8 protein-coding genes and 1 pseudogene are annotated in these 12,318 nt (G+C 60.1%); 3 read left to right on the top strand and 6 right to left on the bottom strand.

The genetic code is table 11. The features are described from left to right. The 3 genes from D8U60_RS23045 to yjiA all read left to right on the top strand — a co-directional run. A partial coding sequence (locus D8U60_RS23045; RefSeq protein WP_130901016.1) for a carbon starvation CstA family protein occupies nt 1-1,569 on the top strand: 1,569 nt, incomplete at its 5' end. Between the two features lie 15 nt (nt 1,570-1,584). Beyond that, nucleotides 1,585-1,782 (top strand): YbdD/YjiX family protein, encoded by a 198-nt coding sequence (locus D8U60_RS23040; protein WP_003228401.1) that lies wholly within the window; start codon nt 1,585-1,587, stop codon nt 1,780-1,782. Between the two features lie 152 nt (nt 1,783-1,934). Then, nucleotides 1,935-2,912 carry a GTPase gene (yjiA, locus tag D8U60_RS23035; protein ID WP_130901015.1) on the top strand — a complete coding sequence of 326 codons (978 nt, stop codon included), beginning with the start codon at nt 1,935-1,937 and terminating at the stop codon, nt 2,910-2,912. Between the two features lie 114 nt (nt 2,913-3,026). Here yjiA and D8U60_RS23030 read toward each other — a convergent pair whose 3' ends face one another. The 6 genes and pseudogenes from D8U60_RS23030 to morA all read right to left on the bottom strand — a co-directional run bounded on the left by D8U60_RS23030 (nt 3,027) and on the right by morA (nt 12,161). Next, nucleotides 3,027-3,731 (bottom strand): GntR family transcriptional regulator, encoded by a 705-nt coding sequence (locus tag D8U60_RS23030; protein ID WP_130901014.1) that lies wholly within the window; start codon nt 3,729-3,731, stop codon nt 3,027-3,029. A gap of 18 nt (nt 3,732-3,749) precedes the next feature. Beyond that, complete coding sequence (locus tag D8U60_RS23025) at nt 3,750-4,454, bottom strand: FadR/GntR family transcriptional regulator (RefSeq protein WP_016773102.1); 705 nt, start codon at nt 4,452-4,454, stop codon at nt 3,750-3,752. Nucleotides 4,455-4,503: 49 nt separating this feature from the next. Next, nucleotides 4,504-5,817, bottom strand: a pseudogene (locus tag D8U60_RS23020) (C4-dicarboxylate transporter DctA). Between the two features lie 240 nt (nt 5,818-6,057). Then, nucleotides 6,058-6,621, bottom strand: coding sequence for a hypothetical protein (locus D8U60_RS23015; RefSeq protein ID WP_241663570.1), 564 nt, complete (start codon nt 6,619-6,621; stop codon nt 6,058-6,060). Nucleotides 6,622-6,839: 218 nt separating this feature from the next. Next, complete coding sequence (glyA, locus tag D8U60_RS23010; protein ID WP_016773106.1) at nt 6,840-8,093, bottom strand: serine hydroxymethyltransferase; 1,254 nt, start codon at nt 8,091-8,093, stop codon at nt 6,840-6,842. 219 nt (nt 8,094-8,312) lie between these two features. Further along, nucleotides 8,313-12,161: a cyclic di-GMP receptor MorA gene (gene morA / locus D8U60_RS23005; RefSeq protein WP_110603143.1), complete on the bottom strand. Its 3,849-nt coding sequence runs from the start codon at nt 12,159-12,161 to the stop codon at nt 8,313-8,315. Nucleotides 12,162-12,318: the final 157 nt, after the last annotated feature.

Genomic DNA, 12,318 nt, shown 5'->3' with positions numbered 1-12,318 from the left:
CTGTTCGGCTGCTTCCTGATCATGATCATCATCCTCGCGGTGCTGGCGCTGATCGTGGTCAAGGCCCTGGCCGAGAGCCCGTGGGGCATCTTCACCGTGATGGCGACCATCCCGATCGCGATGTTCATGGGCATCTACATGCGCTACATCCGCCCGGGCCGCATCGGCGAAATCTCCGTGGTCGGTGTGTTGCTGCTGCTCGGTTCGATCTGGCTGGGTGGGCAAATCGCTGCCGATCCGGTATGGGCCAAAGCCTTTACCTTCACCGGTGTGCAGATTACCTGGATGCTGGTCGGCTATGGTTTCGTCGCTGCATCGCTGCCGGTCTGGCTGATCCTCGCGCCACGCGACTACCTGTCGACCTTCCTCAAGATCGGCACCATCGTCGCCCTGGCGATCGGCATCCTGATCACCATGCCCGAGCTGAAAATGCCGGCGCTGACCCAGTTCGTCGACGGCACCGGGCCGGTATGGAAGGGTGGTCTGTTCCCGTTCCTGTTCATCACCATCGCCTGCGGCGCGGTATCGGGTTTCCACGCGCTGATCTCGTCTGGCACCACGCCGAAGCTTTTGGATAATGAAACCAACGCCCGCTACATCGGTTACGGCGGCATGCTGATGGAATCGTTCGTGGCGATCATGGCCATGGTTGCCGCTTCGGTGATCGAGCCGGGTGTGTATTTCGCCATGAACAGCCCGGCCGCAGTCGTTGGCAGTGACGTCGCTTCGGTGGCGCAGGTTGTCACCAGCTGGGGCTTTGCGATTACGCCGGAAGCGCTGCAAGCGGTTGCCCATGACATCGGCGAAACCACCATTCTGGCCCGCGCCGGTGGTGCGCCGACCCTGGCGGTCGGTATCGCACAGATCCTGCACAGTGTCCTGCCGGGTGAAAACACCATGGCGTTCTGGTACCACTTCGCGATCCTGTTCGAAGCGCTGTTCATCCTCACCGCTGTGGACGCCGGCACCCGTGCCGGGCGCTTCATGCTGCAAGACCTGCTCGGCTCCTTCGTACCGGCGCTCAAACGCACCGAATCGTGGGGCGCCAACCTGATCGCCACCGCCGGTTGTGTGGCGATGTGGGGCTGGTTGCTGTATCAGGGCGTGATCGATCCACTGGGCGGCATCAACACCCTGTGGCCATTGTTCGGCATCTCCAACCAGATGCTCGCCGGTATCGCGCTGATGCTTGGCACCGTGGTCCTGATCAAGATGAAGCGCCAGCGCTACATCTGGGTCACCCTGTTGCCGGCCACCTGGCTGTTGATCTGCACCACTACTGCTGGCTTCATCAAGCTGTTCGACGCCAACCCGGCGATCGGCTTCCTGTCCCTGGCCAAGAAGTACAGCGATGCGCTGGCCAACGGTCAGGTGCTGGCACCGGCGAAGAGCGTCGAGCAGATGCAGCACGTGATCTTCAACGCCTACACCAACGCCACACTCACCGCGCTGTTCCTGTTCGTGGTGTTCAGCATCCTGTTCTATGCGCTCAAGGTCGGCATCGCCGCCTGGGGCAAAAAAGAGCGTACGGATAAAGAATCGCCATTCCAGGCCCTGCCGGATGCGTAACCAGAGGATTGCAGCATGTTCAATGACCTGAGTCGCCTCGGTAAATACCTCGGTCAGGCCGCGCGCCTGATGGTCGGCATGCCCGACTACGACACCTACGTCGAGCATATGCAAACCAAACACCCGGACAAACCGGTGATGAGCTACGAGATGTTCTTTCGCGAACGTCAGGAAGCCCGTTACGGTGGCAAGGGTGGGCCGAAGTGCTGTTGAGCTGACAGCATCAGGTTGAGGTAATCCCCTGTGGGAGCGAGCCTGCTCGCGAATACGGAGTGTCAGTTGATGAATGATTTGACTGACACACCGCTTTCGCGAGCAAGCTCGCTCCCACATTTGTTTTTGTGTTCTTTTCAGGAGATCGGGTTTTGTCTTCTCCCATTCCGGTAACGGTTCTCAGCGGTTTCCTCGGCGCCGGCAAGACCACCTTGCTGCGTCATTTATTGAAAGCCGAGCACGGCCTGAAAATCGCCGTGATCGAAAACGAATTCAGCGACGCCGGCATCGACACTCAGTTGCTGGGTGACGAGCCGGTGCAAGTCATGACCCTGGCCAACGGCTGCGTCTGCTGCACCATTCACACCGATCTGACCAAGGCGCTGTACTTGCTGCTCGAGCGCCTGGACAGCGGCGAGATCGCCTTCGATCGTCTGGTGATCGAGTGCACCGGTCTCGCCGATCCGGCGCCGGTGGCGCAAACCTTTTTCATCGACGAAGAGCTGCGCGAGCGTTATCTGCTCGACGGCATCATCACCCTGGTCGACGCCGCCCACGCCGACGTGCACCTGACCCAGACCATTGCCCAAGCGCAGATCGGTTTCGCCGATCGCTTGCTGGTGAGCAAGACCGACCTGGTCGATGAGGCGACGTTCACCGCACTGAGCGAACGCCTCACGCGAATCAACCGCCGCGCGCCGATCCGCGTGGTCGAGCATGGCAATATAGATCTGGCTGAATTGCTGGATGTGCGTGGTTTCAACCTCAATGCTGACCTCGGCGGCGGTCTGAGCCTGCGTCCGGTGAGCAAAGTGCCGTCGATCGATCGCATCTCCAGCCTGGTGCTGCGCACCGATCAGGCGCTGGATATCGATCAGCTCAGCGAGTTCATGAACGAACTGCTGGAAGAGCACGGCAAGCAATTGCTGCGCTACAAAGGCGTGCTGAACATTGCCGGCGAAGATCGGCGGTTGGTATTTCAGGGTGTGCTGAAACTCTATGGTTTCGACTGGGACACCGAATGGGCTGAGGGCGAGGCGCGCGAGAGTGTGATCGTGTTTATTGCCGATGACTTGCCGGAAGAGAAGATTCGGGTGGGGTTTGCCAGGGTTGCAGCGCAACAAGCCTGATAATTTCAACAGCTCAAAAGGCCTCTTCGCGAGCAGGCTCGCTCCCACAGTAGAACGCATTCTGTCAGGAGGAATGCAATCCACTGTGGGAGCGAGCCTGCTCGCGAAGGCGGTCTAACCGACAGCACAATGCTCAAGGTCTGGACCGAGCAGTTTCTGCTCAAGATGATCCAGATGCCGATCCATCAACATGCCGGCCTTGGAAACATCACCTCGCTCCACAACCTCAACCAGCGCCAAATGCTCCTGCCATGCGCAACAGCTTCGCGTCGAGCCCTGACCCCGCGCAATCGCCAACGACGTCAGCGGCACCAGACTGCGCAGAAAATGCGCCAGCGGCAGATTTCCCGCCATCCGTGCCAATTGCAAATGAAACTCCCCCGATAACCGAATCGCCGCCCCCCGCCGATCCTGCTCCACGGCGCGCTTCTCGCGCTCTATCAACGTGCGCAAACATTTCAGATCGTCTGGCTGCGGACGCTGACAGGCCAACCGCACCAAGGTGTTCTCAGCCAGCCGTCGCGCATGCAAGGTCTGCCGGATCAGCTCCCGATCAGGCGCCGCCACTCGTGGTCGATGATTGGCGCGCAATACCACGATCTGCTCGTGGGACAACTGCGTCAGCACCCGCCGCACATCGGCGCGGCCGGCGCTGAACATCGCCTGCAGAGTGTCCTCGGTGAACCGGCTGTCTTCATCGATACGCTGCTCGAGAATCGCGTCGAACAGTCGCGGATACAGGTCTTCCGTCGGCGTGCCCAGGCGAGAGACGGGCAGGGCGGTCGAATTGGCATGCGAGGCTGAAGCAAAACTGTTCATGGCCGTTCTCCTGGCAAATCAGGTGGGCAGGTTGTCGTCCGGGATGTTCAGCTCAACGCCCATGCGCTGGCCTTCGCGCAGAATGTGCCGACGCATTTCGGCGCTGGCCTGAGCGCTGTTCTTGCTGCGGATCGCGCGGACTACCGCTTCGTTTTCTTCCAGGCGTTCGGCCAGATGTTCCGGGGAATTGCGCAATACCTCGGCGCTTTGCTTGAGGGCGTTGCTGGTCTGCTGTACCACGCTCTGGAAAATCGGGTTCGAGGTCAGCGTGAACAGTTCTTCGTGGAAAGCAATGTAGGCACTGACTCCGGCCTCACTGTCACCGGCCTCGAGGGCTTCGCGCATGTCCATCAGGGTCAGGCGCAATTGGCCGACTTCCTTGCTGCTGATCGATTGCGCGACCAGCCCGACGATGAACGGCTCAAGGGTGTAGCGCAGTTGCAGCACGTCTTCGAGACTGGCGCCGGCAACTGCGCTGTCGTGGCTCTGGCTGTCGCTGAGTTGTGCGTCGAGCACGACCACGCCTTTGCCCGGCATCGAGCGCACCAGGCCGAGGGTTTCGAGGACGATCACCGCTTCGCGCAGGCTCGGCCGGCTGATGCCCAGCTGTTCGGCCAGTTCGCGCTGGCCCGGCAGCATGTCGCCGGAGCGCCATTGGCCACGGGCCAACGCGGCGCGGAGTTTTTCCACCACTGAATTGACGACGGTTGAAGTTGTAATCACGTATTGGCTCCCTGCGCCGTGCCTGCGCATTGGCAGGCACGGCACTTATTCAGAATTCTTTCGCCGCCGCCGGAGCGACGGTTTTTCGCGGTTGAAAGTTATAGCCCTGTTCGCCGTTGAGCACCTTGTTCGCGCGCTGCACATCGATGTCCTTTTCCCAGCGGGCGATGGCCACGGTGGCGACGCAGTTGCCGATCAGATTGGTCAGCGCGCGGCCGATGCCCATGAACCAGTCCACGGCCAATACCAGCACCAGACCGACCACGGGAATCGCCGGGATCGCCGTCAGCGTTGCGGCGAGAATCACCAGCGCCGAACCGGGAATGCCGTGGGCGCCTTTGGAGGTGATCAGCGACACCAGCAGGATGGTCAGCAAGTCGGTCATCGCCAGCGGTGTGCCGGTGGCGTTGGCGATGAACACGATGGCCAGGGTCAGGTAGATCGAGAAACCGTCGAGGTTGAACGAGTACCCGGTCGGGATCACCAGACCGACCGTCGAACTGCCGATACCGAGGTGTTCGAGCTTGCGCATGATCTGCGGCAGCACGGCGTCGGAAGAGGCGGTGCCCATGACGATCAGCAGTTCTTCCCGCAGGTACTTGAGCAGCGGTCACATGCGCAGACCGGAGACGCGCATCACCAGACCGAGGATCAGCGCGACGAAGGCGATGCAGGTCAGGTAGAACAGACCGACCAGACTGCCCAGGTGCTGCAGCGAGTCGAGACCGTATTTGCTGGTGGTGAAGGCGATGGCACCGAACACGCCGATCGGCGCCAGACGGACGATCATGCCCATGATGCGGAAGATCACGTGGCTGAGTTCGTTGATCAATCGCGAAATCCCGGAAGCGGCTTCGCCGACCAGATTCAGCGCACTGCCGAACAGCACCGAGAACAGCAGCACTTGCAGAATATTGTTGTCAGCGAAGGCACCGATCACCGAGGTCGGGATCAGGTCCATCAGAAATTGCGTGGTGGTGTGCATGTGCTGGCCGCGCTCAGCGAGGTCGCCCATGTCGGCGCTGGAGAGTTGCTCCAGATGAATGTTCGCGCCGCTGCCAATGCCGGTGCTGAAGGCGAATACCAGACCGATCACCAAGGCGATGGTGGTCAGCACTTCGAAATAGATCACCGACTTGAGGCCGATGCGCCCGACCTTCTTCAGATCGCCCGCGCCGCTGATGCCGCTGACCACCACGCAGAACACGATCAGGCCAATGAGCATCTTGATCAATTTGATGAAGCCATCGCCGAGCGGTTTCAGCTGGGCGGAGTATTCAGGAAGGGTCAGCCCGCAGACGATGCCGAGCATCAGTCCGAGAACCACTTGAAGGAAGATTGAACGCGAGCACCATCTGAGCATGGGAGGAATCCTGGGTCGGTGTCCTGGCTGCCGTACGCGTGGCGCAGCGGATTCAGGACTTAATTATTGTGGTCTTACCGGTATGTCCAGTGCAGGCGCAGTCTAGGCGCAGGTTTTCCCGGATCGCAAGGGAAAATTAGAAAATTGGCATGACCGGTCTTACCAGTTGTCTGGATGGCCCGGTCTTGAGCATTTGAGAAAAATCGGCGGCTATGCCTTATTTCGTGGGCGGGGTGTGAGTCACGTTTTGATGTTTGGTACATGCCTTTCGACGATGCTCAGGATGAAAGTGATCTTTGAACGTTCTTCGGTTTTGCCCAGATAGACGTAAGGCAGACTTGTGATTTTTATACCGCCCAGATAGGCATGATTTTTCAATTTGAGAGAAACAGCTGTATGTACGCCCGTTAAGTTGTCCAGCGTTATAGCGGTGCCGCTACGGTCGACAAGAATAAACGTGGTCAAGTTGTCAGTGTCTGGCTTGACGGCCTCGACGGTGTCCAGCCAGTGATTGCTGATCACCTGATTGAAATAGTTGCCCTGGTTTTTCACGGTGAGGATGTAGCCGTCAGGGGTATGACCGAAATGCAGCTTCAGCGGTTTTATCCGGCCGCTCTGCTCGTTGCTCCGGATGCCGAGCAGGTGGGACTGATCCCGTGTTTGCGGGCGTCCGGTATAGAAACCGCCGCTGAACAGACTGATGGTAGCCATCGCCGGTTTGCCGTACAGCTGTTCAAGAAAGCCGACCCTGTGGTCGAACATTCTCAGCGTTGCGATGAAAGATTTTTCGATATTGCTCGTCATGATGAAATCCATTTATCAAGTCGGGTTTCAGACTAAGCGGTTTTCATTTATGGCGGTTTGCATGTGTGTTGCAAGAGTTTGGTTTGAACAAAGAGATGAACAATCCTGCTGGACGGGATTAGCAGGTTGCAGCTTTATTCGGGTGGTATTTTTTTATTGAATTCATGGCAATAAAAAACCGGCCATCGTGGCCGGTCTTTTTGCGGATTAACGATGCATCAAGCGCCGTACACCGGCAGTTTCTTGCAGATGGCTTTGACTTTCTCGCGAACGGCGTCGATCACCGCTTCGTTGTTCAGGTCAGCCAGGATGTCGCAGATCCAGCCGGCCAGCTCTTTGCACTCAGCCTCTTTGAAACCGCGAGTGGTCACAGCCGGAGTACCGAAGCGCAGGCCGGAGGTGACGAACGGCGAGCGTGGATCGTTCGGCACGGAGTTCTTGTTCACGGTGATGAACGCTTTGCCCAGAGCGGCGTCAGCGTCTTTACCGGAGATGTCCTGCTTGATCAGCGACAGCAGGAACAGGTGGTTTTCAGTACCGCCCGAAACCACGTCGAAACCGCGTGCGATGAACACTTCGGCCATGGCCTTGGCGTTCTTCACCACTTGTTGCTGGTAAGCCTTGAACTCAGGCTGCAGCGCTTCCTTGAAGCAGATCGCCTTGGCCGCGATCACGTGCTCCAGCGGGCCACCCTGGGCGCCCGGGAATACTGCGGAGTTGAGCTTCTTCTCGATCTCGGCGTTGGCACGGGCCAGGATCAGACCGCCACGTGGACCGCGCAGGGTCTTGTGGGTGGTGGTGGTCACGACGTCGGCGAACGGCACCGGGTTCGGATAGACACCCGCGGCAACCAGACCGGCGACGTGAGCCATGTCGACGAACAGGTAAGCGCCGACCTTGTCAGCGATTTCGCGGAAGCGCGGGAAGTCGAGGATCTGCGAGTAGGCAGAGAAACCGGCAACGATCATCTTCGGCTTGTGCTCGACTGCCAGGCGCTCGACTTCGTCGTAGTCGATCAGGCCGTTGGCATCGATACCGTATTGAACGGCGTTGTACAGCTTGCCCGAGGAGGAAACGCTGGCGCCGTGGGTCAGGTGACCGCCGTGGGCCAGGCTCATGCCCAGAATGGTGTCGCCACCTTGCAGCAGAGCCAGGTAAACAGCGGCGTTGGCTTGCGAACCGGCGTGCGGCTGAACGTTGGCGTAATCGGCGCCGAACAGTTCCTTGGCGCGGTCGATGGCCAGTTGTTCAACCACGTCCACATATTCGCAACCACCGTAGTAACGCTTGCCCGGATAGCCTTCGGCGTACTTGTTGGTCAGGACCGAGCCTTGAGCTTCCATCACCGCTGGGCTGGTGTAGTTTTCCGAAGCGATCAGCTCAATGTGTTCTTCCTGACGCTGAGCTTCTTGCTCCATGGCGGCAAAAAGGTCGGCGTCGTACTTGGCAATAGTCAAATCACGGCTGAACATGGCGGTCCTCAAGGATCGGGGGCAGAAAAGGGGGGCATTCTAACCCAACCGCTTTTAGAAGGGCTATGAAACACAGTCAGGTTGTGGATAAGCGGGCTTCAAGCTGCAAGCTACAAGCTACAAGTCAAAAGCGCTTCGGCTTCCACTTGCAGCTTGCAGCTAACCTCTAGCAGCTCCTCTTCATGTTCAACTGACCTGAGCCGCCCGAAGCGGCTCAGGTCAGTCGAACATGAAGAGCGCATCGTTACAGAACTGCGCTTCAAACCGTCCCGCCGGCATCGGCCGGCCGAACAGATATCCCTGCACCTCATCGCAGCCATGCTCGCGCAGGAAGTCCAGTTGCTCATGGGTTTCCACACCCTCGGCGATTACCGCCAGGTTCAGGCTGTGGGCCATGGCGATGATCGCCCGGGCGATCTGCGCGTCCTGTTCCCCGGACGGCAGGCCGTCGACGAAAGTACGGTCGATCTTCAGCACGTCGATCGGGAATTGCTTGAGGTAGTTCAGCGATGAATAACCGGTGCCGAAGTCATCGACCGCGATGCTCAGGCCGAGGTTCTTCAGCCCGGCAAGAATCTGCATCGCCTCGCTGACTTCGCGCATCAGGATGCTTTCGGTCAGTTCTAGCTCCAGACACGCCGGCGGCAGGCCGGTTTCGCGCAGGATCGTCGCGATTCGCGTGCCCAACTGGCCGTCGGAGAACTGCCGTGCGGAAATGTTCACCGACACCTTCGGCACCCGCACCCGTTGCTGGTGCCAGGTTTTCAGCTGTCGACAGGCCTCGCTGATGACCCAGTCGCCAACGTCCACCACCAGACCAAGCTCTTCCAGAACCGGAATGAAATCCCCCGGCGGCACCAGCCCGCGACGCGGATGGCGCCAGCGCAGCAGCGCTTCGGCGCCGGTCAGGCGCTTGCCGTCGCCACTGAACTGCGGCTGGTAATACAGGACGAATTCGTTCTGCTCCAGCGCATGGCGCAGATCGCTTTCCAGTTCCAGACGCTCCAGCGCACTGGCGTTCATGTCGGCCTGATAGAACTGGAAGTTGTTCTTGCCGCGCTCCTTGGCGTGGTACATCGCCGTGTCGGCGTTCTTCATCAACTGGCTGAGTTCGTTGCCGTCCTGCGGACTCAGGGCGATGCCGATACTGGCGGTGACGAAGAACTCGCGGCCCTCGAGCACGAACGGCCGCACCAGGCTGGCGAGAATCTGCTCGGCCACGTGAATCGCCCGGTTCAGCGCCAGTTCGCGGTTGGAGCGATGCTGCAGCAGCAAGGTGAATTCGTCGCCGCCCATGCGCGCCACGGTGTCATCGTCATCGACGCAGGCCAGCAGGCGCGTGGCCATATCCTTGAGCATGCGGTCGCCGGCGGCGTGGCCGAGGGAGTCGTTGATCGGTTTGAAACGGTCGAGGTCGAGGAACATCAGCACCACCCACGACTTCTGCCGTTCGGCCGCTTGCAGCGCGGTGTGCAGACGATCCTGGAACAGCGTGCGGTTCGGCAAATGGGTGAGGGCATCGTAATAGGCGAGGCGGTGGATGCGCTGCTCGCTGGCCTTGCGCTCGCTGATGTCGCTGAAGAAACACACGTAACTGGCCAGATCGCCCTCATCGTCGAGCACGGCAGTAATGCCGACCCACGCCGGGTAGTGCTCGCCGTTACGGCGCTTCATCCATACTTCGCCTTCCCAGGTGCTGTGCTCGTGCAACTGCTTGAGCACGTAGCGCAAGTGCGCGTCCTGCTGCTCGTCGACGGTGAGCATGTTCGGCAACTGGTCGAGCACTTCGCCGACGCTGTAGCCGCTGACCCGACTGAACGCTTCGTTGGCCTGGACGATGTAGCCGGCCGGGTCGGTGATCAGGATCGCCGAAGTCGAGTGCTCGAATACCGTGGCGGCCATGCGCAGATCTTTTTCGGCACGGCGCTGTTGACTGATATCGCGGCCGACACCGAGCACGCCTTCGAACGCGCCGTGTTCGTCCCACACCAGCACCAGGCGCAGTTCGATCGGAATCTTGCGGCCGTCGGCACGCAGGCAATCGAAGAGGAACAGCTGCGTTTGCACCTGACTGCGCAGCAATGCCAGTTGCTCGGGCTTGTCCAGCGCCTTGCTGACGCGGTCCATCAGGACATGAATGCCGTTCAGTTGCCCGGGATTGGCGATGATCGATTGCCAGCCGTTCTGGAAAATCCATTCGGCGTTGTAACCGAGCACGGCCTGCACCGAGGGGCTGACATAGTTCAGCGAGAGCTTGCTGTCGGTGGAGAAAATCACGTCGCTGATGCTCTCGGCGAGCATGCGGTAGCGCTGCTCGCTGTCACGCAGCGATTCGCTGGCCTCGATCTGTTCGGTGATGTCCTTGGCCACGCCGATGATCCGCGTGACCTGATCGTGCTTGTCCCGCGCCAGCGCCTGTTCACGGATGTCGAAGCGCCGCCACTTGCCGTCGCGATGGCGGAAGCGCAATTGGCATTGCAACAACTGGCTGTAACCGGCGTGACGCTGCAACTGCCGCGAACGATGGTAATAGTCGGCGTCTTCCGGGTGCAGGAGGATTTCCCAGAAGTACTCGCCCATCTGATGCAGTTCAGTGCGGTTGTAGCCCAAGGTCTGGCCGAGGTGGTGGTTGCTGAAAATCATCCGCTGGCTGATCACGTCCTGCACATACAGATGATCGGGCACGGTGCGCACCACGTCCGACCAGAAGCCTTCACGCTCCAGCAGCGACAGCTCGATCAGCTTGCGGCTGGTGATGTCGTTGATGCTGAGAATCACCGCTTTATAGTCGTGCTGCTCGCTCGGCAGGCGCAGGACCATCCACAGGTGCTGGTCGCGGCCATTGCTGTTGGGCAGTTTGATCTCCAGTTCCAGCTGCTTCTGCTGCTGCAGGACGGCGTCGAGGATCTGCTGACCGATCGCGCACTGCGGATGGCGCTGGCCATCGATCAGCAGTTGCCAGGCATCGTCGCAGGAGTGCACATCGAGCAGTTGCAGGGCGACCTGATTGACTTCGGTGACGCGCATTTCCGCGAGCAACTGCTGGCGCTGCTGCGGTTGGTCGAGCCAGGCCTTGAGCTGGTCACTGGTCTGGATCTGCGCCTTGTCGAACATCTGCTTGAGGCCGGACAGGTCGAGTACGCACAAGGCCACGCCGGTGCCTTCGAAAATATCCTGATAACGCCGCCGGCCTTCATGCACCTGACGCTGGCGCCGACGCATGTTCAGCAGCGCGATCACCGGCAACATCGAAAACGCCAGGCCGAGCAGGCATTTGCCGATGAACGCTGGCAGCAATTCTTCGAGTACGCGCTGGCGGTCGAACAGCCCGCGCAATTGCCAGTCGCTGCTGCTCAGCGGCACGGTCAGCACGGTGTTGGCGACATCGTCGGGCGTCAGCCCGCCAGCCTTGACCGAGGGCAGCCCGGCGTCGCGGCTGATGATCTGGTGATTGAGGCGGTTTTCCACCAGCCACAACGGGCGCAGGGCGGTGGCGTCCTGTTTGGTCAGCGAGTCGAAGAAGGTTGGCGTCAAACGCAAGGCCCAGTAACCGCGACTGCTGCCGCTGGCCTGATGCAACAGCAGATGCACCACCGAGCCGTCATCGGCATTGCTGAAGTAATGCGCCTGGGCACGGCTGCGGCGCACCAGTTCGGTCAGGTAATCGGCGTCGGAACTGTCGGTGGCGCTGTCGCTGATGATCCGGCCGGAGGGCGAGAGCAGGGCCATGCTGCGCAGATCTGGCAGCGAGCGTTGCAGTTTGCGCAGGAGCATCTGCTGTTCGTCGGCGGTTTGCGGTTGTTCGACGATCGGTAGCAGATTGAGGGCGATTTGCGCGTTCAGCGCCATGTTCAGGCTGACCTGGGCGGCGAGGTCGGCGGTGTAGTCGATGGTGTATTGGCGCTGATTTTTCTGAGTTTCGCGCAATTGATCGAGCAGTTGCCAGAACAGCAACGCGAGCAATAACAGCACGAGGGTGGCCAGCGCACCCTTTAATGTCCCGCGCAGGGGCGAGCCGGGCGCCGGTGGGGTGCTGCTCACAGAGGCTGGCGGAGTGACATTGGTCAAGCTGTGATCCTGCGATTTGGCTGGACTGGCGCGACGTGCACTATAAGCCGGACGCCCGAAGGGCGGCTAGCATGCCTTGACTCGTGGCGAAGTGCCAGCCCCTCTCGGCTGGACTGCCTTCCAGCATTAAGGTAGCTTTGCCGGTTAGACCGGGGGC

The organism is Pseudomonas sp. Sample_11, from assembly GCF_004307505.1.
In the GTDB taxonomy this organism is placed as follows: domain Bacteria; phylum Pseudomonadota; class Gammaproteobacteria; order Pseudomonadales; family Pseudomonadaceae; genus Aquipseudomonas; species Aquipseudomonas atacamensis.
The sequence above is the reverse complement of the archived record's forward strand: the minus strand, read 5'-3'. Positions and strand labels throughout refer to the sequence as shown.